Source organism: Chitinophaga oryzae (assembly GCF_012516375.2).
Taxonomy (GTDB): Bacteria; Bacteroidota; Bacteroidia; order Chitinophagales; family Chitinophagaceae; genus Chitinophaga; species Chitinophaga oryzae.
Genome location: NZ_CP051204.2, coordinates 2,535,594 through 2,558,489, shown reverse-complemented (window position 1 = coordinate 2,558,489; position 22,896 = coordinate 2,535,594). Strand labels below are relative to the sequence as shown.

The 22,896-nt window shown below is 52.6% G+C and carries 17 protein-coding genes and 1 pseudogene; 4 read left to right on the top strand and 14 right to left on the bottom strand.

The genetic code is table 11. From position 1 onward, the window contains the following. Positions 1-4: 4 nt before the first annotated feature. The 4 genes from HF324_RS10750 to HF324_RS10735 are packed head-to-tail and all read right to left on the bottom strand — an operon-like array spanning position 5 to position 3,577. Positions 5-895, bottom strand: coding sequence for a HipA domain-containing protein (locus tag HF324_RS10750; RefSeq protein ID WP_168859758.1), 891 nt, complete (start codon positions 893-895; stop codon positions 5-7). Between the two features lie 3 nt (positions 896-898). Further along, positions 899-1,231 carry a HipA N-terminal domain-containing protein gene (locus HF324_RS10745; RefSeq protein WP_246269488.1) on the bottom strand — a complete coding sequence of 111 codons (333 nt, stop codon included), beginning with the start codon at positions 1,229-1,231 and terminating at the stop codon, positions 899-901. A gap of 58 nt (positions 1,232-1,289) precedes the next feature. Beyond that, positions 1,290-2,618, bottom strand: coding sequence for a DEAD/DEAH box helicase (locus tag HF324_RS10740; protein WP_168859757.1), 1,329 nt, complete (start codon positions 2,616-2,618; stop codon positions 1,290-1,292). Between the two features lie 47 nt (positions 2,619-2,665). Beyond that, positions 2,666-3,577, bottom strand: a complete 912-nt coding sequence (locus HF324_RS10735; RefSeq protein ID WP_168859756.1) for a DUF6528 family protein — start codon at positions 3,575-3,577, stop codon at positions 2,666-2,668. Between the two features lie 34 nt (positions 3,578-3,611). Here HF324_RS10735 and HF324_RS10730 point away from each other — a divergent pair, with 34 nt between their 5' ends. Continuing rightward, entirely contained in the window at positions 3,612-4,076 is a 465-nt protein-coding gene (locus HF324_RS10730; RefSeq protein ID WP_168859755.1) for a hypothetical protein, read from the top strand. A gap of 50 nt (positions 4,077-4,126) precedes the next feature. Further along, on the top strand, positions 4,127-5,101 hold the full coding sequence (locus HF324_RS10725; RefSeq protein WP_168802468.1) for a DUF6268 family outer membrane beta-barrel protein: 975 nt from the start codon (positions 4,127-4,129) through the stop codon (positions 5,099-5,101). Between the two features lie 67 nt (positions 5,102-5,168). On the opposite strand, the gene HF324_RS10720 is transcribed toward HF324_RS10725, so the two are convergent. The 9 genes from HF324_RS10720 to HF324_RS10680 all read right to left on the bottom strand — a co-directional run bounded on the left by HF324_RS10720 (position 5,169) and on the right by HF324_RS10680 (position 20,378). After that, positions 5,169-7,571, bottom strand: a complete 2,403-nt coding sequence (locus HF324_RS10720; RefSeq protein ID WP_246269487.1) for a TonB-dependent receptor — start codon at positions 7,569-7,571, stop codon at positions 5,169-5,171. Between the two features lie 188 nt (positions 7,572-7,759). Next, positions 7,760-8,587, bottom strand: coding sequence for an NAD(P)H-binding protein (locus tag HF324_RS10715; RefSeq protein WP_168859754.1), 828 nt, complete (start codon positions 8,585-8,587; stop codon positions 7,760-7,762). A 213-nt stretch (positions 8,588-8,800) separates the two neighbouring features. Further along, positions 8,801-10,303, bottom strand: coding sequence for a sulfatase-like hydrolase/transferase (locus HF324_RS10710; protein ID WP_168859753.1), 1,503 nt, complete (start codon positions 10,301-10,303; stop codon positions 8,801-8,803). An 11-nt stretch (positions 10,304-10,314) separates the two neighbouring features. After that, on the bottom strand, positions 10,315-11,838 hold the full coding sequence (locus tag HF324_RS10705) for a sulfatase family protein (RefSeq protein ID WP_258539482.1): 1,524 nt from the start codon (positions 11,836-11,838) through the stop codon (positions 10,315-10,317). 10 nt (positions 11,839-11,848) lie between these two features. Beyond that, positions 11,849-13,483 carry a RagB/SusD family nutrient uptake outer membrane protein gene (locus tag HF324_RS10700; protein WP_168802464.1) on the bottom strand — a complete coding sequence of 545 codons (1,635 nt, stop codon included), beginning with the start codon at positions 13,481-13,483 and terminating at the stop codon, positions 11,849-11,851. Positions 13,484-13,500: 17 nt separating this feature from the next. Then, on the bottom strand, positions 13,501-16,833 hold the full coding sequence (locus tag HF324_RS10695) for a SusC/RagA family TonB-linked outer membrane protein (RefSeq protein WP_246269486.1): 3,333 nt from the start codon (positions 16,831-16,833) through the stop codon (positions 13,501-13,503). A 248-nt stretch (positions 16,834-17,081) separates the two neighbouring features. Next, positions 17,082-18,287, bottom strand: coding sequence for a FecR family protein (locus HF324_RS10690; RefSeq protein ID WP_168859751.1), 1,206 nt, complete (start codon positions 18,285-18,287; stop codon positions 17,082-17,084). 70 nt (positions 18,288-18,357) lie between these two features. Next, positions 18,358-18,945, bottom strand: a complete 588-nt coding sequence (locus tag HF324_RS10685; RefSeq protein ID WP_168802462.1) for an RNA polymerase sigma factor — start codon at positions 18,943-18,945, stop codon at positions 18,358-18,360. A gap of 224 nt (positions 18,946-19,169) precedes the next feature. Then, on the bottom strand, positions 19,170-20,378 hold the full coding sequence (locus HF324_RS10680) for an erythromycin esterase family protein (RefSeq protein ID WP_168802461.1): 1,209 nt from the start codon (positions 20,376-20,378) through the stop codon (positions 19,170-19,172). Positions 20,379-20,554: 176 nt separating this feature from the next. Between HF324_RS10680 and HF324_RS10675 the strand changes: the two genes are divergently transcribed. Both HF324_RS10675 and HF324_RS10670 read left to right on the top strand, forming a co-directional pair. Further along, positions 20,555-21,646, top strand: a complete 1,092-nt coding sequence (locus HF324_RS10675; RefSeq protein WP_168802460.1) for a sensor histidine kinase — start codon at positions 20,555-20,557, stop codon at positions 21,644-21,646. Then, entirely contained in the window at positions 21,643-22,320 is a 678-nt protein-coding gene (locus HF324_RS10670; RefSeq protein ID WP_168802459.1) for a LytR/AlgR family response regulator transcription factor, read from the top strand. The genes HF324_RS10675 and HF324_RS10670 overlap by 4 nt, the downstream gene beginning before the upstream one ends. 39 nt (positions 22,321-22,359) lie before the next feature. Here HF324_RS10670 and cysC read toward each other — a convergent pair. Further along, positions 22,360-22,886: pseudogene (cysC, locus tag HF324_RS10665) on the bottom strand (adenylyl-sulfate kinase). Positions 22,887-22,896: the final 10 nt, after the last annotated feature.

Here is a 22,896-nt window from a genome sequence, read left to right as displayed (position 1 = left end):
TACATTAAGCCAGGATTTTCTGTTGCCGTTCCCAGATCCGCAGGTAGTTTTCTTTATCAGCTGCATGCAGGAAAGAAGCATTGATCCACACTTCTACCTGGTGATTCAATGTTGTAAACCGATGAAATATTCCATCCCGCGTGGCGGGGGAAATACCCAATCGTTCTGCCAGCGTTATAAAATCTGATAACCTGAGCTTACGTTTGCGGGCATTCAGCGTCAGGCCCAGTTCTTCTGTGTCCGCGGGGTTGATCAGGTGGATGTTCAGCAGATCGTAGGCTGGCGCCAGCGTGATGGTATGCTGCCGGTGCAATACAGAGAAATTTTTCAGATGCATATCGCTGTTGCCGGTCAGGTAGGAGAATAACACCAGCTCAAAGAACCGTTTCAGGTCTGTGACCGGATCGCTGCAATATTTAGCCAGCAGGCGGCCGATTTTTTCGTACGACCCGTGGTACTTTTTGTCTGCCGGTTGTTCCGCCAGTTGGCAGCAATCCTCCATATGCAGCTGCTGATCTCCGTTTCGGTCCATCCTGGCGGCGAGGTACGCCCAGCTTCCATCTGCGGCCGTCACCAGCGCATGCCGGCATACATCGATACCGAACAACGTGGCCAGATGCATGGTCAGGTCTTCATTTTCAGGCATCGAAGGAAAATGCGGATGCTGCGGCTTAAAGATATGCCGGCGTTGCAGGGCGCCGGCTGTCAGCGGCAGTTTAGGTTGTACGCCCGTTACCGCAATATGCTGTGCGATCACCACTGCGGCGGCCTGTTCCCACCCTCCTTCTCCGGGTAAGAACACAGGTACCTGCGGCTGACCGAAAAATGCTTCGCAGCAGTGTGGATGCCAGGCTTCGGTACCGGCATCCTGGTAACAAAAACAACAGTTGGCCATTGCTCAGGAGATGGGAGGGTGAGGAATAATACTGACAGCACCAATGGCGTCCTGGCAGGTATGCAGCAACAGCGCGAAGCGGTCATAGGTTTTCAGGCCCCAACGCTTTGCTGCCATGTCCAGCAGCCAGCCTTCGGGGATCAGTCCATCAAAGAAAGGGAAAAGCTGCTGACTGAAGTAAGCCCCTTCCGTAAGCGGCAGGGTAAGGCTGACAGGGAGCGCCTGCGGATGACGGAGATAGACCGCATCATAGGTAAAAGTATAGCCGTTGGCGGTAGCTGCGATAACACCGGCCAGCTGCCGGTTATAGAAGACATTTCCCGAGGTATACATCATCTTGCGTTTAAAGGGATAAAAAAAGGCCGGAATCACTTCCGGCCTCTTACTATTGTTTTTACTTTGCGACTTCTATCTTCACTTTCTTGTTCTTTATCCGCTCGTCTTTAATGAGCTGCAAAGTATGAGAGGCTTTGGATTTCACAATGGCCACAAAAGAGAAGAAGTCTTTCACTTCTATCAGTCCCACATCTTCTTTCTTCAGCATGCCTTTTTTGGTAAGAAAACCGACGATATCAATTTTATTGACCTTGTCTTTTTTTCCTGCGGAGATGTACAAGGTCGTCCATTTGGGTTTCTGCGGTAAAACAGCTGTCTCCGGCAGTTCGATGGTTTCTATGTCTTCGGTGACATAAGGCATCAGTTTTTCATCCGGCGCGAGGATGACGATGGCGGTGCCGCTGGCTTCCATTCTGGCGGTACGGCCGTTGCGGTGCGTCCAGCTGTCTTCCGTATGCGGCAGGTGGAAATGGACAATGTACCGGATGTTGGGGATATCCAGTCCGCGGGCAGCCAGATCGGTGGTAACGAGTACGTTGACCGTCCCGTTACGGAATTTGCACAGGGCGGCGTCGCGGTCCCGCTGTTCCATTGCTCCATGGTAGAACTCGTTGAGGATGCCTTTTTCGCTCAGCATGGTGCTGGTGCGTTCTACCGCGTCGCGGTGGTTGCAGAACACGATGGTGGAACGGTTGCCCAGGTGGCAGATCAGGCGGAAGAGGGTATCTACCTTGTCATTTTCCGGCGACAGCACCTGTTTGTAGGCCAGCCGGGCCTGCGGGGTACCGTCTTCCGGCAGGAAGTTCAGCTTCTGCGGCTCGTTCAGCTGTACAAAGTCAGGTATTTCCACCGCTTCGGTGGCGGAGGTGAGTATCCTTTTATTGACATTCGGCAGCGATTCGACGATAAAAGCCATTTCTTCCTGGAAGCCCAGCTCCAGGCTTTTATCGAACTCGTCGAGCACCAGCGTCCGGATAGTATCGGTGGTGATATTGCCTCTGCGGATATGATCGCCGATACGGCCGGGCGTGCCTACAATGAGCGCCGGCGGCTGTATCAGGTTGTTTTCCTCTGTTTCCCGGAGGTGGCCGCCATAGGTGGCGGTGATTTTATGGCCGGTGCCCATCTGTTTAAACACTTTTTCGATCTGTAATGCCAGCTCGCGGGAGGGCACTACGATCATGGCCTGTGTTTTCTTCAGGTCGGGGTCCAGCCGGTCGAGCACGGGCAACAGGAAAGCGAGGGTTTTACCGGAGCCGGTGGCCGACAGCAGGATAACGTCCTGCGGTTGCTGGTTGGCCGCTACCGATGCCTCCTGCATTTCGTTGAGCGCGTCGATCTTGAGATTGGAAAGAATATTTCCTAATGAGTATGTTCCTTTTTGCATTTGCGGCAAAAGTACGAAAATTAAAATTGGGGCCCGCTTTACCGTGACTATTCACTGAAAGGGTCGTCCAATACCCAGCGGGCCTTATAGATTTTAAGTCCCGGCTGCATAAACACCCGGTTGCCCTGTGCATCCAGCACCTCGTCCGTCCACCAGGACACTTTTGGCCTGCAGATGATCACCGGATACCCCGCCGGGCCGGAAGACACGCTCTTGATGTTTTTCTGTATAACCGGCGCGGGCGACAGTTGCCGGGTAGCGACATCAAAACGGTACACATGGGTCGTATTCGTCAGCCATAAGCTTTGAGTGCCATATTCCGGGTACAGGTCATGCGCCTCCGTACCGGGCAGCAGCAAAGCGGTATCACGCAGCAGGTCCGGCGCCGCCTGGTCGTAATTGTAGCGGTACACGATCATGCTGTCCATCGCCGCGGTCCAGAGCCATTTGTGCGAAACGTCCCATACCACATTATGCCCGAAAGCCACCGGTATTTTTTTCGTATAGCCATTGGCATTATAACCTGTGGTGTCTGTTTTAAACACCACCAGGTAATTGCCCGTGCTGGAAGCGCTGACAATATTACCATCCGGCAGGATGGCGGCAGAATGGGTATTACCGCCCGCATATCCGTAAAAGACCGTCTTTTTATCGGCGATACGGACCAGGGCCACGCCACCGCCGGAAGCCGCCATCAGGATATATTTCCCTTTGTAAACAGCCTTGGCTTCGCTGGGATTATTGAACCACTTCACATGCTCCGGCAGCACGCCGCACAGTGCAGGCTTCCACTCCCAGATGATTTTTCCGGACGTGACATCGGCGATGGCTATACGATGTTCCGCCTGTTCTGCCAGCACGATACAACGTTGACAATTATTAACAGCCGTATCGGACGAGGCGGCACATATCCCCCGTAAAAAAAATAACAGGCATAAAACCCTCAGAAATTTGGTCATTTGGTTATTTTTAATTTTTCAAACGTTAAATTTTATGAAAACACTTCCCTTCTTTTTGTTCGTGGCCGCTGTGGTGACCTCCTGCAGCCAATCGGGCAGCCAAGCTAATAAAAATACTGACAGTTTAAAAACAGACGTGACCAGCGGCAGCAGCGACGGCTGTTTTCTGAAGACCAACGGCAAAGACAGCGTGTCGCTACAGCTGCATATCCGGGACACCAGCATCAGCGGCGACCTTAGCTATCGTTATTTTGAAAAAGATAAAAATACCGGTACTATCAGCGGCAACATCCGCAATAATATTATCCATGCGCAGTACGCTTTTATGAGCGAAGGCGTACAAAACACGCGCCCGGTTGTATTCAAACTACAGGACGACAAAATCTATGAAGCTGTGCCGGACAGCATCAACCCCGAAGGCATCCCCGTTTTCACCAATAATGACGCAGCCCTCAAATTTGATGTGGAGCCGCTTTCAAAAATTTCCTGCAAGGAATAGGGGTAGAAGATAAGTAAGGTGTCGATATCGAAACTGAATATTTTTTCGATATGGTACACCTTCTTTCCTGCATTCAATCACGACTTACCAAAAAGCCGTTTAATCATAAACCTGCATACTGGCTGCTGCCGGGCCTTTTACTGTTGTCAGGCGCAGTCAAAGCGCAGCTGGGCGCCAGCAGCCTCAATGGCCCCGGCATTGCGATCAACGCAGATTATCAGCCCTCCAGCCATTATATCCGTCCGGAAGATTCCCTCAAAATGCCCGCCACCAGTGCACAACGTCGCTTCTCTATGGGCGCCGGTTTCCTGTTGTCGCAGAAAATTGACACCGCTACCGGCAAAATGCGCATCTGGAACCTGGGCGTCATGGGCAGTTACACCCGCTTTTCCAATAAAGATTATGAAGAGAATATCTTCCCCAAAGAACTGTTTGGCGGGGAAATAGCGCTGCAGCATATGCGTTCGCTCAATCCCAAATGGAGCCTCATGGGCGTACTGTCTGTAGGACTATATACAGACATGGAGAAAATCACCTACGAAGATGTTTTTATCACCGGCGGTGTGATCTTCATCCGCAAAATCAACCCCAAATTAAACCTTGGCGTAGGCGCCGCCCTCACCAACAGCTTTGGCGCGCCCATGGTATTGCCCGCCCTGCTGGTACAGTGGCGCACAGGCAACCGCTTCAGGGTGGACATCAACTTCCCCGAAAAACTCAGCGTGAGCAGCTCCCTCAGCAAATACGACGACCTGGCGCTCGCTTTCCGCTTCAACGGTGGCGCCTATGACGTGGAAAACAGGAAAGACGGCAAACGTTTGATGGGCTACCAGGAAATGAGCCTCGGCCTGGAAAACACGCTGCATCTCAGCAAAAAAATCGACTTCAATCTCGCTGGCGGTACGGTATTATTACGTTCTGCGACGTTCAGGGATAAAAAGATATCGGACATCTTCTCCACCCGCCCTGAACACCGGCTGGCGACCAACCTGTACATCAGCGCAGGCATCCGGTGCCGGTTTTGATCTAACAGGTAAAAAAAAAGAGGCTGCCCCCCGGGACAGCCTCTTCGCTAACTATAAAAAGTACCCATTAGAATTTGTAGGAAACAGTGCCCACAAACTGGGTAGGCGGAATCGGGTTGATGCTGTAGTTCTCATGCACGTAGAAGCTGTAAGTGTTGGTAACGTTAGACACTTTACCCATTACCGCAAAACGTTTGAAAGCATAACCAGCGCTGAGGTCCAGCGTGCTGTAACCCGGTACGGAGATCATGCGGTTAAATTTCTGTGTCTGACCTACGGTATTGTTCCAACCGGCATAACGCTGACCGATATAGTAGAAACCAGCGCCCAGCTTCAGACCTTTCACGGCTGACTGCTGGAAGGTATAGAACACGCTGGCGTTGGCAGTATGGTTAGGATTACCTACCAGACGCTGACCAGCGATCACAGAACCTTTGGTATTGGGGGTATTCTCCACCGTCATGCTGTTGTAGCTGTAACCGCCGATAACATCCAGTCCAGGCAGAGGATGACCAGCGATGTCAACTTCAATACCCTGGCTAAGGGTTTCACCGATCAGGGATTTTACGTTAGGATCCGTGTTTTCAGTAATACCGTCTGCTTTCAATGGCGCTGTTTGCGCGTAGTTGTTATTGCGGATGCGGTAAGCTGTTACGTTAACAGACAATAGCCCCTTAAAGAAATCATTTTTTACACCTACCTCATACTGATTGATGATAGAAGGTTTTACTGCTTCTCCATAAATATCCTGGCCGGTATTGGGCGTGAAGGAAGTAGAGTAGCTGGCAAACAAAGCAGTAGTAGCAACAGGCTTATAGACGATGCCAAAACGCGGGGAAACTGCGTGATCATATTTAGAAGCAGCTTCTTTTCTGGCACCATTTACAAAGTTGTAGTTAACCGGTGATTCGTTCTGCAGATAAGATACACGTACACCTGCCAGCACTTTCAGTTTTTCGGAGATGCTGATCAAATCCTGGACATAAGCACCCAGCCTGTTGATAGGCACGTTGTTTACCGTTAACAGCGTATCTACAGGCATATCCGTACGGCGGGTGTATTTAGCAGGATCAAACAGGTTGATACTGTCGTAAATACCGGTAGACTTAGGTTTTACGGTAGGAAGACCATAAGCATAGGTGCCGGTCATGTAACGGTCAGCGTCCACGCCAGCGAGTACAGTGTGACCTACACTACCTGTGTTGAATTTACCAGTGAGATCTACCTGCGCAGCATAATAATCTTCGTTGGTCGCATTTCTGCCCAGCGGACGATTCCAGTCACCTGCGGAGTTAGCCTGTATTCTTTCAATGGAATAATAATCGCGGTTATACTTTGAATAAGATATCAAACCATTGATAGACCAGTTCTCGTTGAATTTATGTTTGATGTTGGCAGAAGCGGTGGCCTGTTGCGTATGGGCATATTGCCATGGCGCTCCGTAGAAAGTGTTACGGGGTGCTTTGTTGATCAGCGTATCGCCGAAGGAACCCAGACCGAAATCCGGTGTAAAGTCATGCTTCAGGTAATCGCCTTGTAACACTAATTCGGTACGGTCGCTCAGTTTAAACAACAGCGACGGGTTTATATAATATCTTTTGGAATGTACCTGATCGCGGTAGCTGTCCGCCGTTTCGAAGGTACCGTTCACGCGGTATGCGATTTTGGAAGAGATAGGGCCGTATACATCGAACGCAGGCTTCAGCAGGCCATAGCTGCCGGCTCTCAGGCTCACCTCGCCACCGAAGTTAAATTTCGGTTGTTTGGTCACCATGTTCATTACTGCGCCCGGAGCGACGTTACCATACAGGATGGCAGCGCTGCCTTTGAGGATTTCCACTCTCTCGAGGGAGCTCATTTCAGGCATAGCGCCGGAGTTGACGCGGGTACCGTTTTTAAACATATTGGTGCTGGAGAAGCCATAACCGCGGGCGTTGAAAGTTTCCTGTGTACCGGCGCGCTGGGAAGCCATATAAACGCCGTTCACGTTTTTTACCACATCGCTGAGGCGTTGCGCCTGTTGGTCTGCCAGTACTTCGTGCCCGATAATGGCCACACTCTGGGGCAGGTCCATCACCGGTACCGGCAGTTTGCCGATGGATACCGGTTTGCGGTTGATAGTACGGGTACGGGTACCGTCTACCACTACTTCATTCAGCTGGCTGGCGGTATTGGCCAGGTCCAGGTGGATTTCCACAGACTGGTCCGGTGCAACGGTAACTGTTTTTTGGACCGGCTGGCAACCAGTGCAGGATATCACGAGGGTATATACGCCCGGCTTCACGTTCTTAACGGTAAAAGTACCGTCTTCATTGGTAATAGTGCCTCTTTTGGTGTCTTTCAGTCCAATAGTCACGAAAGCAGCCGGTTCACCGTCGGCTGTATTGATTTTACCTTTGATAACGCCGTTTTGTGCCATGGCAGCAAGGCTCATCAAAACAAAACCAACAGAGAAGTATATTTTTTTCAACGCTCAATAAATTTTGCGCAAAGAAACGCCGGGTTCGGTTCTTATACCCGGCGAATCGGGAAAAGCATTTACGCAATACGGAAAATCTGCTGCTCGATAAGTTAATTATACTGATATTGAACTATTTATGCATACTAAAAATATCAGGAACCAAGGATCAGCCCCTGATATTTTTCCGTATTTGATGACTATTGCCGGGCCCAGATCCCCGATGCTGCAGTCTCCCGGACATAAGCTTTGAAATCACGGGGGGCCCTTTTTAGCGCGCGTTGTACGCCGTCAGCCAGGCTTTCATTCCTGCCGTCGAGCACTTCTGAGAAAAGATAATTCACCAGCCAGATATGATCATCCGGCAAACCATACTCTTTCAGCATCCCGGCATATTCTTCGGCGCTCACCTGCTGATACTGTATCGGTCGACCGGCAGCATCGGCCACTTCCGCCACCGCTTCCGCGAAAGTCATCAGCCGGGGCCCGGTAAGCTCGTACAGCTCTCCTGCATGGCCCTCTTCCGTCAGCGCCGCCACGGCTACCTCCGCGATGTCGTCGGTATCGATGAAGGGTTCGCGCACATCACCGGCAGGAAGCGCTACAAATCCCGCCTGCAGCGGCTCCAGCAGGTACCCTTCGCTGAAGTTCTGGCTGAACCAGGCGCAGCGCAGGACCGTCCATTCCATTCCGGCGTTGCTCACGATCTCTTCGCAGGCTTCCGCTTCTTTTTCGCCGCGGCCAGACAACAGCACCAGCCGCTTCACCCCACTTTCCGCCGCCAGCTGTGTGAGCGCACGAATAGCGTCTGTAGCCCCCGGAACGGCGAGATCAGGATAATAGCTGATGTATACCGCGCCAACGCCTTCCAGCGCAGCAGGCCAGGTAGCGGGGTCTTCCCAGTCAAAAGCCGGTGAACCGGAACGGGAGCCTATCCGGAAAGGCCGTTTTTTTTCAGCTAATAATTGGGCGACTCTTTTGCCGGTTTTACCGGTACCACCTAATATTAAAACGGGTGCTGTTTTCATGGTTTGTTTGTTTTTATATGTCAAAACTAGCACGCCGCCGGCGCGGAAAATAGAACAAAACCGACACGGGGTCATTTGGGGATTTTTTGATTTACGATTTTTTTGATTTCACAGATTGATAATGACGAAGACCAAATCAGGTAGTGAATCCGCTTTGGTCTTCATTTTTTATTCGTGAAAATCAAAAAATCGTAAATCAAAAAATCGTAAATGCTATAACACCGTGGCCGGCAGCCGGGAGAAATAAAATATACCATGCTGCAGTTGCCCGTCGCAGGCTTTTGTCAGCTCCCGTTTGAGCGAATCCACCTTTTGAGGGTACTGAGCGGATAAGTCTTTCATCTCCCTGTAGTCTGTGGGCAGATGGTATAGCTGGAAAATGTTTTTATTGTCCAGCAGGCAGGTGCGTAGTTTCCAGCCGTCGCGGGTGACCAGCGCCGGCCCCATGAACGAGGAGAACACCACATTATCACGAGGGACGGACTTCTTCCCCAACAGCGACGGCAGATAGGAACGGCCATCTTTCCGGTCGGGCACCTGTACCTGCAGCAGGTCGGCCATAGTGCTCAACAGGTCGTAGCCGGCCACCAGGTTGCGGTTGACCGTACCTGCCGGCACTTTCCCCGGCCAGTAACAAATAAACGGCACCCTCACGCCGCCTTCCCAGTTGGTCTCTTTCAGGCCTGCCAGCCCGTTATTGCCATTGAAAACATCTGCTCCATCATCGCTATAAAAGCGGGTGGTGATGTTGTCATATCGCGGCTGTTTACCTTCATAGTACAACCAGTGTCCGTTGTCGGACCCGAAAATGATCAGGGTATTTTTGCTCAGGCCCAGCGAATCCACCAGGTGCATGAAGGCGCCCACGTTGTCGTCCACCATTTTCACCATGGTGGCATACATCTTCTGCCGTTCGGTCAACCGGGGATTGTTGGCAAACACCGGATCGATGGCCGGTACGGACACCGGTCCATGCGGCAGGTTGGTAGGATAATACAGGAAAAAGGGCTTGTCTTTATTGCTCACGATAAAGCGACGCGCTTTGTCCATGAACAGGTGTTCTGCATACTGCGGTTTTTCTTTTCCGTTCCGTAAAGCGGCGCTGTCCGGATACGAGTCCGGCCGGGTATTGCCTGCGATGCGCACCGGTTCCCCGTTTTCGAACATCACCATCGGATAGAAGCCGTGGCACATGCGATGATCGAGGTAGCCATAGTAGTAGTCCCACCCGTGAGCGGCCATCTGCCGGCGCGATGTGGCAAAGCCCCATTCCAGCTTACCTATTTCACCAGTCACATAACCGGCTTTCTTAAACACCTGCGGCAGCACCATGCCCGGATGTTCCGACTGCTCAAAGGGCGCCAGGCGTTCATCTACTTCCGGCAGCGTGAGTTTTCCCTGCAGGTAATTGATATAGATGCCTGCGCGGTTGAGCGTAAATTTTCCTTTCCGCACATCGCTGTAACCGGTAAGCATACTGGCCCTGGCGGGCGCGCAGTACATGCTGCCGTAGATATTGTCGAAGCGCATGCCGCCATGCGCCAGCTTGTCGATGTTGGGCGTTGGGACAATCTGTTGTCCATACTCCGACAACATACCTCGTCCCATATCATCGGTGTAGATGAAGATAACATTGGGCCCGGGCGCTTTCCCTTGCTGCGCCTGCACGGTAGCAGCAACGAGGAAAGCGCTCAGGCATAACAAATACTTTTTCATGGCCGGTACTTTTAGCGGCTGCGGCCACTGGTCCTGATGGTTTCCAGCATGGTAGCCATCTCTTTTACCATTTCGGGATGGGTGGCTGCCAGGTTGTTCTTTTCTCCCAGGTCGGCTTTCAGGTTGTACAGCTGCGGGATGGTGTCCAGCCCGGATTCGATGTTCACGTCTTTCAGCAATTTGGGACCATGCTGCGGTACAATGTATTTCCAGTCGCCTTTTACCAGCGCCAGCGTGCCGGCTTGTTCCACCATGCTGCTGCGGCCCTGTTGCGATTTGCCGAGCAAGGCGCCCAGTATGTTCCAGCTGTCGGGTGCTTCATTTTCTTTCAGCGGCTGGCGGAGCATGGCTGCAAAAGACGCCAGCAGGTCGATCTGGTTCACCAGTGCGCCGGAAACGCCGGGTTTCACGGTGCCGGGCCAGCTAAGGATAAAAGGCACGCGGGTACCGCCTTCGAGGATACTGTATTTGCCGCCACGCATGGCGCCGGCGGGCTGGTGGCCGCTTTGTTGGGCAACAGCGCCGTCGATGTACCCGTCATCCAGCACGGGGCCGTTGTCGCTGCTGAAAATAACGATGGTGTTTTTGGCGATACCGAGGTAGTTGAGTGTTTTCATGATCTCTCCTACTGACCAGTCCAGCTGCATAATCACATCGCCGCGATAGCCCATTTCGCTCTTGCCTTTGAAGCGGGTGCCCGGCATGCGGGGCACGTGGATATCGCTGAGCGAGAGATACAGGAAGAAGGGTTTGCGGTGGTGTTCTTCGATGAAGAGCTGCGCCTGGTTGACGAAGTCGCCTGCCAGCGACTCGTCTGTCCAGCGGGCACGTTGTCCGCCGGTCATCCAGCCGATGCGGCCGATGCCATTCACGATCGTCTGGTTATGGCCCTGTCCCGGGGTGGAATGCATTTTAAGCAGTTCCGGGTTTTCTTTGCCGGTAGGTTCGTTACCGATTTTCTGGTGGTAGTTGACCTGTATGGTATCTTTCGGATCGAGGGCTACTACGCGGTGGTTTTCCACATATACGGTAGGCACCCTGTCGGCCGTGGCGGGAAAGAAAAAGGCGTAGTCAAAGCCTGTTTCCAGCGGACCTGGTTTCAGTTCCCCGTTCCAGTCCGGCTCTCCCTGAGCGCCGATGCCGAGATGCCACTTACCGATGCAGGCCGTGCGGTAGCCGGCGCGCTGGAACATGTTGCCCAGCGTGGTGCGGTCGGTGGGTATGATCAGCGACGCGTTGCCGGGGAGGATATTGGTGCCTTTTTTACGCCAGGCGTATTCACCCGTGAGGATGGAATAACGGGAAGGTGTACACGTAGCTGCGGTGGCATGACCGTTCGTGAAGCGGATACCTTCCGACGCCAGCCGGTCGATATGCGGTGTTTTCACGCGGGTGGCGCCGTTGCAGCTGATATCCCCATAACCCAGATCATCTGCATAGATGATGATCACATTGGGCTGTTGTCCTTTCTGCTGGCCTTTTACCGCCGTATGGGCCACGCCCGCCAGGATAGCGGTAAACAATAATTTTTTCACGTAATGCATGTTATCTCAGATTAGGGTTTATGTCCTGTTCACTTTGCGGCACGGGCCACTTTTCATCGGTACCGGCGCGGAAAGCCTTGGTGGTGACAAACCAGCGGCTATATGGATCTGCGGAGGAACCTTTCTTGCGTAAATTTACGGCACCGGGGAATGGTGCGCCATAAAAATCTCCGTTCAGCACCTGCGCGATGTTGCCCCAGCGCAGCAGGTCCCAGTAGCGGAGACCTTCGCTGGCCAGCTCGTTTCGGCGCTCGCGGCGCAGGATGGTCCGCAGCGCTACCGGGTCGACGGTGGTCACCTTCGGCATTGCCACGGAGGCGCGGCCTCTCACCTGGTTGATGGTAGCGTCCAGCAGCGCCTGGTCCACAGGGCCGCCGGCTTCCAGCTGCGCTTCGAGGTAGCTGAGCAGCACTTCTGCGTAACGGACCACCGGCATGTCGATGCCGGAGTTCTGTAAATCGCCGGAGAAATTGTCGGGCAGGTACTTACGGATACAGTAGCCGGTACGGGTAGCCTGACGGGTGAGCGTCAGCTGATCGACAGACTTGGTGGAATCCGGATGAGATACATAAGTACGGCCGTTGAATGTCTGCATGTTATAGAGCACGTTGTAACCCAGCCTCGGATCGCGGTTTTCACCGACATCTTTCGGGTTATAACGGGGATCGGTAAACGAAAAAGGCGTTCCATCTTTAAACTCATAGCTCTCTACAAGACTGCCCAGTGGGTTCATCAGGTGCCATCCGCTGTTGATGGCCGGGAAGAAATGCTGCAGCATCCCGTTGGGCACCAGGTTAGGCACATACTGGATGGCGAAGATCAGCTCTTTGCTGGTTTCGTTGGTACCATCGAAAAGGCTTTTGTAGTTCGCGTCGATGATATTGTCATTATAGTCGATGATGGTTTTGTAGGTAGCAGCCGCATCGCCATATTTTTTCTCTGCGAGCTGCAGGCGGCCCAGGAAGGCCAGTGCGGCCTGTTTGCTGGCGCGGCCTCTTTCCGGCGCGGAGAGGTCTTTGTACCTGGGCAGGTCCGCCACGGCGGCGGTCAGTTCTGTCATCACAAAATCCACCACCTGTTGTTTCGTTGCTTTTTTAATGGTGTTGGCTTCATCTACCGTCATGGTTTTGGTGGCGAGGGGCACACCGCCGAAATACTGGGAGAGGTAGAAGTAGGTAGCAGCCCTGATAAAGCGGACCTCCGCCGTCATTCTTTTGATTTTATCGGGAGATGCCGGCACCTTGTTGACATTTTCCAGGAAGTAGTTGCAGCGGGCGATGCGGGTATAGCCGCCGCTCCAGTAGTTGGTGATCTGGGAGTTGGTGGCTGTCAGCCCGCCGCTCGTCAGTTTGTTCACGTCGGAGTTGTCCCCTCTCCTGTCGTAGAGGTTGTCGGTAGACATGTCCAGGAACACGATGCCCACGTAAGACCACCAGTCGGACAATGTAAACTCTGTGCCGCCGGTGATATTGCCACGGTAAACCGCCGCCAGCGCCAGCATGGCGTCGCCCTCGGATTTCCAGAAGTTCTCGTTGGAGAACTGAGACAGGGGCGCTTTATCCAGTTTTTTGCTGCAACCGCTGCCCAGTAGTAGCAAGAGGCAGGCAGCTATTATATATCTGTAAGGTATTCGCATTTTCAGTCATTTGAAGATTAGAAACTAACATTTATGCCCAGGGTGTAGTTACGCAGGATGGGATAGTAGGCGCCGCCGGTATTGACTTCAGGGTCCCACCCTTTACGGTAACGGCTAAACGTAAATAAATTCTCTGCTGCCAGGCTTACCCGCAATCCATCGATGCCAATGCGGCGGATAGCGGCGGGCGACAGGCTGTAACCCAGTTGGATATTTTTAATACGCAGATAAGAACCATTCAGCATCCAGTAGGAAGACTGCACCGTATTGCCGGTACCGGTGTTAGGCACCAGTTCCATGCGCGGGTATTTGGCGTTGCGGTCGGGGTTCTCCGGCGTCCAGCGTTCGTCAAACTGCCAGCGCTGCACGGTAGCGGTATTGTTCAACGCAATACCGGCATAGCCCTCCAGGTAACCTTTTACGCCGGCCACGCCCTGCATCAGCACATTGAGATCGAAACTGCGGTACTTGCCGCCGAGATTAAGCCCGAAAGTATAACGCGGGATACGGCTGCCCAGCACCACCCGGTCGTAAGCCGGGGTGATCTTACCATCCGGTTTTCCGTCGGGGCCGCTGATGTCTTTGTAGCGGATATCGCCCGGTTTTTTCTGGGAGCCCAGCGCGGACTGGTCCGGCCAGGAAGCGCCTTCGCCGGCATCTACAAACAGACCGTCGGCCACATACCCATAGTAGAGGTTCACAGGATAACCAATGAATAAAGGTGATCCGGCGTTGCCCACATTGCCTATCAGTCCGTTGGGTTGTAATACATTGCCCACGCCTACATCCAATACTTTGTTGTTGATGATGCTGAAATTAGCGTCGATGTTGTAGCTGAACTTGCCCACGGTATTGCGGTGCCCCAGGGTAAATTCCCAACCGGTATTTTTCAGTTTACCGGAGTTTTTCACACCCACGTTAAAGCCCAGTACCCTGGACACGCTGCCACCGGGGCTGACGAGGATGTCATAGGTATATTTATCGAAGTAGGTGGCACTACCGGTGAGCAGTCCGCGTAAGAGCGTGAAGTCCACCCCTACATCGGTAGAGCGGGTAGACTCCCAGCGGAGCGTAGGATCCGCGAGATCTACCAGCGTCACGCCCGTAGCCACCTGGTCGCCGAAGCTGTAATTGTATTTCGTGCCTGCGTTCATGATGTTCTGCCAGCCGTAGTTGGCGATGTTCTGGTTGCCCAGCGTACCACGGGAGGCTTTTACTTTCAGTTCATCCACCCATTTTACATTATCCTTCATAAATGGTTCTTCGGAGATGCGCCAACCGAGCGCCATTGCGGGGAAGAACGCATATTTTTTGGTGGCAGGAAAGCGGGAAGAGCCATCATAACGCAACACCCCTTCTGCGAAATATTTACTGTTGAAGTTGTACTGCAGACGGCCGAAGAAAGAAGACAAAGCCCAGGCAGCAGCGCCGCCGTCATTGGTCTGACCGTCGGCAGATCCCAGGTTGATGGACGTCAGCGTATTACCGGGGAAGTTCCGGCGGAAAGCGCTCACAGAGTCGATCACAAACTCTTCAAAAGAGTAACCACCCAGCACGGTAAAGCTGTGCTTATCCAGCCGCTTATTGTATTCCGCCAGCGCCTGCATGGTTTTATAATTGGAATTGCGGTTGCCCTGCGTTAAGGTAGACGGTCCTAATGTGGTGATGTTATTGAGATACTGTGAGGCGAGGAAACGTTTGTTATCGCCGTAATTGATATATCCGCCGCCTACCGCAGAGAGTTTCAGTCCCTCCACCACGTTCCAGTCCAGCCGCAGGTTACCGTTCAGGTCTATTCCTTTTTCCTTGTAGAAAGACTCACTTTCCAGGTTGGACACAGGTGTACCTTTGCCGTTGATGCCCACGCCCCAGTCGCCGTTGCTCATGCGGATGGGATATATCGGGGAATACCGCACTACCTGGCCGATCATGTCGAGCATGTTGTTGAAATCCAGCGTGGCCGGTGGCGCCGGCTCGTTGGTGGTGGACAGCGAAGAGGCGATGCGCGTAGTAAGCTTCAGCTTACGGGTGATATTGGTGAGCAGGTTTAAGCGCACGTTATAGCGGTCGTAGCTATTGCGGGCCACGATGCCGTTCTGCCGGATATACCCGAAAGACAGCTGGTATTGGCTAATCTGGTTGCCATTGGCCAGGGAGATATTATGGCCTGTTTGGATGCCATAGGGTTTAAAGAAGTCCTTGTAGAAATTGGAGTTGGGATAGTTATCCGGATTGCTGCCATCTTTAAACTGTTGTATCTCCGCTTCAGAATAGGACCCTGGCACAGCTTCATTCATGGCCTGTGCAAACTCCCATGAGTTCACCGATTGCGGCAATGCCGTCGGCTTCTGCGTACCCACGTAACCGTTATAGTTCACTTTCAGTTTACCGGTGGCGCTGCCGGATTTGGTGGTGATGAGTATCACCCCGTTGGCCGCGCGGGCGCCATAGATGGCGGCGGAAGAGGCGTCTTTCAGCACGGACACTGCTTCCACATCATTGGGATTTACATCGTTGAAGGAGTTGACCGGTATCCCATCCACGAGGATGAGGGCGCCGGGGCCTGCGCCGAAGGAGCCTACGCCGCGTACCTGTATTTCGCCGCCGGCGGCGCCGGGCCTGCCGGAGCGCTGTATCACCGTTACGCCGGGCATCTGGCCGGTGAGGGCGTTGGACAGTTGCGGTACCGTCCGGTTATTGACTTTTTCCGCGTTGATCTGCGATACCGATCCGATGAGCTGTGATTTTTTCTGCGTGCCGTAACCTACCACCACCACTTCGCTGATAGCGCTGGCTTCGGGATGCAGCACTACGTTGAGCGTGTTGTCTGTCCCTACCTGGACGGTATAAGGCTTGTAGCCGAGGATGCTGAATTTCAGCGTTTCGCCGGCGTTGGCCCTGAGCACAAAAGCGCCTTGGGCGTCGGTAATGGTGCCGCGGGCGGTGCCCACTACACCGACGGACACGCCGGGGACGGGGTTGCCCTGTTCGTCTTTCACCGTACCGCGGATATCGGCCGGCACGACTGTCGTTACAGCGGGAGCGGCTGGTGGTTCCGGTTTGCGGGCGACAACGATCATTTTATCTTCGATCGTGAAGGTAAAGGGCTGGCCTTTCAGGATAGCGGTAAGCACGTCCTGGAGGGAGGCCTTGCGGAAATCAGCGTCTATGGGCAATGATGTTTTCAGTTCCCGGTAATCGTAAAAGAACCGGTAATTGCTCTGGTGTTCGATGGCCCTGAAAACTTTATCCAGCGGCATCTTCTTTCCCGAGAGGCTGATGGACTGGGAATAGCCGGTGGCATTTACCTGTAAAAAGGCCACCAGTAGTAACAGTGCGGTCAATTTCATAATAAGCAGACTTTTACTGACTAAAAGCCCCTTTGGTGGCGAAGCTTTTGCATAACGAAGGGAATGCATACATTTGTTGTGTTAGGGAATTAAATAATCAATTGATCTTAGCGGAAACATTGGTTGATAATCTCCCGGCAATAATCCACCAGGGGCGGGTCCAAGCGCTCCTGGTTTTTTATTTTCCGGGCAGTTCATTGTTCACGGGCTTTTGTTCATAACTGCCGGTTTGGTTGATGTTTTTTTATTTAAGAGACGACAATAATTTTCCTTCCTTCCACTTTAAAGTGTACATGACTTAACTCCAGCAGGCGCAATACTTTCGACAGCGGTTCCTGCCGGCTGATGGTGCCCACGAACTCGCGGGCGGTGGGCGTACCTTCGAAGGCTACCTCCACATCGTACCAGCGGGCTACCTGCCGCATAACGGCTTGTATATCTGCCTTATCAAAAAGAAAATACCCGTTTTTCCAGGCCAGCACTTCTTCTACGTTGGCAGGCACCACTTTAAAGGCGGCCGCGTTGTTGTCCAGGATGCCCTGATCGCCGGGGCGGATCAGGGTGCTGGCGTTGCCCTTCACCAGTTTCACCGATCCTTCGGTGAGGGTGGTCCTGATAGCCTTTTCGTCGCTATAGCCAGCGATATTGAAGTGGGTGCCCAGCACTTCCACGGCCATATCGCCTGTTTTCACGCGGAAAGGGCGTTTGTGCGTGCCGCCGTTTTTTGAAGCGGCGGTAATGCCGGCGATTTCAAAATAAGCTTCTCCGCTGAGCTCCACCTCGCGGCTATCTTCCCGGAAACTGACCGGGAAACGCAGGGAGGAAGCGGCATTGAGCCACACTTTACTACCGTCGGGCAGTACCACCTGGTACTGGCCGCCGCGGGGCGTGGCGATGGTGTTATATAACACCTTCACGTCGGCCGCCGTTCCGGCGCCGGTGTAGGCCAGCTGACCGTTATTGAGTTTGATGACCTTTACTGCACCCTGCTGACCGATGGTGCCGTTGGCCGCATCGTCCAGCACCACAGTGCTGCCGTTGGCCAGCGTGAGCACCGCTTTGTTGCCGCCAGGGGCAATATCGTGCCGGGACAGCTGGTCCGCCTGTTCAACAGTATCCGTCGCTTTGTGTCGGCTGTTCAGAAAATACCATCCGGTGGAGAACACGCCCATCAGTACGGCAGCCGCCGCGGCGTAGCGCCACCAGCCTATTACCGGTCGGGGTTCCGTTTCCAGCACAGCTATTTTCTCCCTTACCTGTGCCAGCAGCTGCAGGTCCGGCTCCGGAGTGGACGGCGCCAGTAGCACCACCTGCTCGTAGCGGTCCATTAGCGCACGATATTGCTCTTCCGGCAAGGTGGCCATGTATTGTGTAAAGGCCTGTTGCTCCTGCTCCGTCAGCGTAATGCCGGCGGCAAATTTCTCCAGTAAGGCTGTCATTTGTTCCTGTTCCATAGTGCTGTTACTAATAAGACTGCCCGGAGTCCGGAAAGGACACCTGCGAAAAAATATTTTTTTTGAGCGGTTATTTCAGGGAGGTGAAGAGGAGCGCCAGCAGGGCTGCATCGAGGCCGGCATGTTTTTTCAGGTAGGTCTTTACATCGCGTACCGCTTCGTACAATTGTTTTTTTACGGCGAATTTGGAGATATGGAGCTCCATGGCGATGTCATCGAGTGAAAGGCCGCTTTCATTGCGGAGCAGAAAGATCCGGCGGCGCTGCGGCGTAAGCCCGGCTATGGCCTTGCGGGCTATTTCATGGTATTCGTTGAATTGCACTTTTTCCTGTACATCGGTGTGGGCGTCGTCCTGTTGCAGCGCCAGCACGTCCCGGGCTTTCGACTGCCGGGCGGCGGCCATGCGGAGGTCGTACAGCCGGTTTTTGGCCATCATAAAAAGATAAGCCTGCAGCGACTGCACCGTTACCAGTGTTTCTTTCCTTAACCACAGCTTTACAAAAATATCCTGGACCACCTCGTCGGTGTCCTGCCTGGAAAAACCCGTCAGCGGGAAGACAAAAAGGAACAGTTTTGGTTGATAATGTTCGTACAGCCAGGTAAATGCATCCCCGTCTCCCGCCGCCAAGCGCTCACATATGACAGTTTCTGATGGCATGCTGCTCATGTAGCTTCGATCATTGTTCCCCGTAAAACTAAGGAGTTGACGGCAAAGAATCATAAGGAGGCCGGCAGAAACAGCGATTTTTTTTTGCCGCCGGAGGGAAAACGGCCGGCAGAAAACAGTCCCGGAGCGGCGGCCGGTAGGTCATACAAAAACAATCCGTTCCGGGAAAGCCTCTCCGGAACGGACCATACATCAAACTATAATTTTTTACGATATCAGGGCAGGTAATCAGGCGCGCTGGTATATTCCAGGAAAAGATACCCATCGAACAAATCTTTTAAACGAACGGGATCGCTGTAAGAGATGGACGCCGGCGGTCCGTAACCCACAAGCCGCAAAGGCCGGAGCGTAGTGTCAGCGGACGCCTTGTGCAGATCTATATAAAACGCAGGGAGCGCCTGCTGATGGAACAAACTGTCCCAGCTGGGGGCAGTAACAGCCGGCAAAGCATAAGCCTGCATTACATTCTGTTTGGTATCGAAGCGGTCTGCCGTTCCGCCGTAAGTGCCGGCAGACATTCCTGTGCCCAGCGCGTAATAGGCCGGCACTTTCTTTTTAATATATCCGCCGCAGCCGCCTACCGCATGGTCGTTAAACGGCGACCGGAGCGCCAGGTGAACGGCGTGTGCCCATACGATCATTTTACTATTGCCAGCGATGCTGACCGCCATATTCGCCATACCGCTGTCCCGGTTGTCTTCCCCGCTGGTCCAGCAAAGGCCGTTCAGCAGCGCGCGCTGAAATGTTTCAGAAACGGGGAGCGTGTCTGTTTTCACCAGGCTGTCAACCTGGTGTAGTTTACTAGTCCCATGGGTAATGACCGAGATAAAATCCTTGCGGCCTACGCCTTTCATCTGGCAGTTCCAGATGGAGTCAAACGTCTGCGCGGTGAGCTGCAGTTCCTGTGTCCACTGCTCCAGCAGCGGGTGCTGCAGGGGCTTTGCTTGCTCCCGGAGCAGGGCTGCCGTATTGCCGAGGTAGTTAAAATCCATCCCGGCGATCGTTATTTTGTCGGCATGTTGCCGGTTAAACCGCCGCACCCATTCGAATAATCCTTCCAGTTCGCGGGTTTGCCAGAGGGCAATCAGGTACTGTTTCATGCCTTCCCTGACCGGCTTGTTCGAATTCAACCACTGGTTGAAATAATAGGTGTCGCCGAAAGCGTTCTCAAAACACAGGACGCGGAACCCATTCTTTGCTACCAGTTCTTTGATAATAGCGATCCTGGTATCGTTCCACTCTTTGGTGCCATGGGTGCCCTCTCCCAGTCCTACGATACTGTGCTTTGCCATTTCTGATACCAGGGGCTGCAGCTGCTCAACAGGGAGCTGACCGTCTTTTATTTTTAAGGGGCGGATTCCGGGCTGCGCCCACAGGCTGGCGGAGGATAGCAGGAGGATAAATAAGCTGATAAATCGGTTCATATTTTTGTATTTAGCGTAATCACAAAACTATCTCCCGCAGCTGCCGTGGGCAACTTTATGCTTTCAATGGCCTGTTTTCCCCGATCAAAAAGGGTGGCCTTCCATTTCATCGCAAAAGGAGGCTGTTTCATCGCAAAAGGTATTACATGCCTGTATTTTGAATAGATTTACAGCATATGAAACCGCAGGAGGCTACCAACAGACGTAAACTTTCACTGATCTATGAGCTGACCATCTGGCTGTTATATGCCGGCGCCTATAAATACGCCTGGTATCTTAACATGCCGGAAACGGGCCAGGCGACCGGCTTATTTCCGCATCCGGCTATCGTGCTGTACGCCATCGCTTCCTCTTTATACTGGTTGCTATACTACCGGCTGGCAGTTCCCTGGCTGCTGCAGCATAAAAAATACTGGCTGCTGTTTCCGGTTATCATCTTTTTTGTTTTTATACTTTCTATCCCCAATAACTACCTCGTCAGCCGGATTTTCATGCAAATAGCCGGCGACGGCGGTCTGCAACAATTCTATACAGCAGAATTCACCGTAAACACCCGGCGGATGGCCTATTGGAAGGGGTGGTCTTTTGGCATCCTGGTGCCCGACCTGGTAGCTTTCAGTTCCATCGCTTTCTGGCGCTATGCTATAGAAAGCGAATACCGGAGCTGGCAGATGGAGCGGCAAAACTACCAATTGAAAATAGATTCGCTGCGGGCGACCATCAACCCGCATTTCCTGTTTAATACGTTGAACAGCGTTTATGGCATGACGTTACTGGGGAAAAAAGAAGCGCCGGACTTCATTCTTCAGATGTCTGACGCTATGCGTTACATCCTGTACGAAAGCAATGCAGAGAAAGTGCTGCTCGAAAAAGAAGTGGCCTTCATAGAAAGTTACTTCGCCATAGAAAACCGGCGCCTGGGGAATGTGCATATACAGTTTTCCGCAGAAGGCGTGGACAGCACGACGATGGTAGCTCCCCTGCTGCTGTTGCCTTTCATCGAGAATTCCATTAAACATGGCGCGCATCATTTCCGGGAAAGCGCTCACATAAACGCTACCATCGTTTTAAAAGACAAGCAATTATATTTTGAAATCGTCAATGATGTACATGCCCATCCCACTCCCCTTCCCCGCAGCGGCGGTGTGGGGATCGAAAACGTGAAAGCACGGCTGGCGCTGTATTATCCCGGCAAACACACTTTAAAGATGGATGAAGGGAATGGTACGTACAAAGTATATTTATCAATTGACCTGACAGCCTCATGATACACTGCCTGATCATAGATGACGAGCCTATTGCTCACGAAATCCTGGAAGAATATGTAATGCGGTGCGGCCGCATCGCTATTGTGGGCCATTGCCGCAACGCCATGGAAGCTATCGCCATGCTGGAAACGTATTCCGTGGACCTGCTTTTTTTAGACATACAAATGCCTTTGGTGAGCGGACTTACTTTCCTGAAAAACCTGGAACATCCGCCGCAGGTGATCTTCACCACTGCCTACCAGGAATATGCGCTGGACGGCTTCGAACTGAATGCGGTGGATTACCTGTTGAAGCCTTTTTCCTACGAGCGATTTCTGAAGGCTATCTCCAAAATAAAAACAACTGAGGAAAATGATCCTGTCCGCAGTTATTTCTTTGTCGACAATAACCGCAGTACGGAAAAGATCTACCATGACGACATCCGTTATATAGAAGCGGTGGGCGACTATATGAAAATCTACCTGGAAGACAGGTATATACTGCAGCGTAGTACTTTAAAGGCGCTGGAAGAGCAGTTGCCGGCCGGGGACTTTGTGCGGGTACATAAGTCGTATATTGTTCCGGTGAAGAAAATTGTTGCTATAAAAAAAGACACCGTGTATCTTTCCAAAACGCAGACGGTGCCGGTCAGCCAGTCTTACAGGGAGCAGCTGATCCGCAGGTTTAAAGCATAAAAAAAGCAGCCGGGGTACGGCTGCTTTCCATATGTGAATTTAACCAAGAAAATTGTCGAGAAAAGACTTTAATCTTGCGAGCGACTGTTCTTCGCTCTCTGTAGCAGTATCGATCACAACGGAGGGATTCAGCGGCTCCTGAAACTCATCCGAAATACCTGTGAAGTTCTGAATCTTACCGCTTCTGGCGGCCTTATACAATCCTTTTACGTCTCTATGCTCACATATATCAACGGGCACCTGACAAACACCTCAATAAAAATATCGTCCTTAAAGCACCTTCTGGCCGCGGTTCTGTCTTCCGCATAAGGTGAAATGGCTGCTACAATAGGGATAATTCCCGATCGCAAAAAAAGGCGGGCAACTTCCGCCATCCGCCGAAGGCTTTCCCGGCGGTCTTCGCGTGAAAATCCAAGATCGGCATTTAGCCCGCTGCGAATGGCGTCGCCGTCTAAAATGATGGAAGCGGTTTGTAAAAAGTCAAAATGCTTTTTGAGTCCTGCCGCAAGTGTAGATTTCCCTGCACCGGACAGCCCTGTTAACCAGACAACAAATTTATCAGCCATAACGATGACA

Bases quoted from the DNA above. Each gene is read 5' to 3' on its own strand.
- HF324_RS10700 (WP_168802464.1), bottom strand. From the start codon at position 13,483: ATGCGAATACCTTACAGATATATAATAGCTGCCTGCCTCTTGCTACTA.
- HF324_RS10695 (WP_246269486.1), bottom strand. From the start codon at position 16,833: ATGAAATTGACCGCACTGTTACTACTGGTGGCCTTTTTACAGGTAAAT.
- HF324_RS10735 (WP_168859756.1), bottom strand. From the start codon at position 3,577: ATGACCAAATTTCTGAGGGTTTTATGCCTGTTATTTTTTTTACGGGGG.
- HF324_RS10670 (WP_168802459.1), top strand. From the start codon at position 21,643: ATGATACACTGCCTGATCATAGATGACGAGCCTATTGCTCACGAAATC.
- HF324_RS10690 (WP_168859751.1), bottom strand. From the start codon at position 18,287: ATGGAACAGGAACAAATGACAGCCTTACTGGAGAAATTTGCCGCCGGC.
- HF324_RS10740 (WP_168859757.1), bottom strand. From the start codon at position 2,618: ATGCAAAAAGGAACATACTCATTAGGAAATATTCTTTCCAATCTCAAG.
- HF324_RS10750 (WP_168859758.1), bottom strand. From the start codon at position 895: ATGGCCAACTGTTGTTTTTGTTACCAGGATGCCGGTACCGAAGCCTGG.
- HF324_RS10680 (WP_168802461.1), bottom strand. From the start codon at position 20,378: ATGAACCGATTTATCAGCTTATTTATCCTCCTGCTATCCTCCGCCAGC.
- HF324_RS10715 (WP_168859754.1), bottom strand. From the start codon at position 8,587: ATGAAAACAGCACCCGTTTTAATATTAGGTGGTACCGGTAAAACCGGC.
- HF324_RS10730 (WP_168859755.1), top strand. From the start codon at position 3,612: ATGAAAACACTTCCCTTCTTTTTGTTCGTGGCCGCTGTGGTGACCTCC.
- HF324_RS10710 (WP_168859753.1), bottom strand. From the start codon at position 10,303: ATGAAAAAGTATTTGTTATGCCTGAGCGCTTTCCTCGTTGCTGCTACC.
- HF324_RS10675 (WP_168802460.1), top strand. From the start codon at position 20,555: ATGAAACCGCAGGAGGCTACCAACAGACGTAAACTTTCACTGATCTAT.
- HF324_RS10725 (WP_168802468.1), top strand. From the start codon at position 4,127: ATGGTACACCTTCTTTCCTGCATTCAATCACGACTTACCAAAAAGCCG.
- HF324_RS10685 (WP_168802462.1), bottom strand. From the start codon at position 18,945: ATGCCATCAGAAACTGTCATATGTGAGCGCTTGGCGGCGGGAGACGGG.
- HF324_RS10745 (WP_246269488.1), bottom strand. From the start codon at position 1,231: ATGATGTATACCTCGGGAAATGTCTTCTATAACCGGCAGCTGGCCGGT.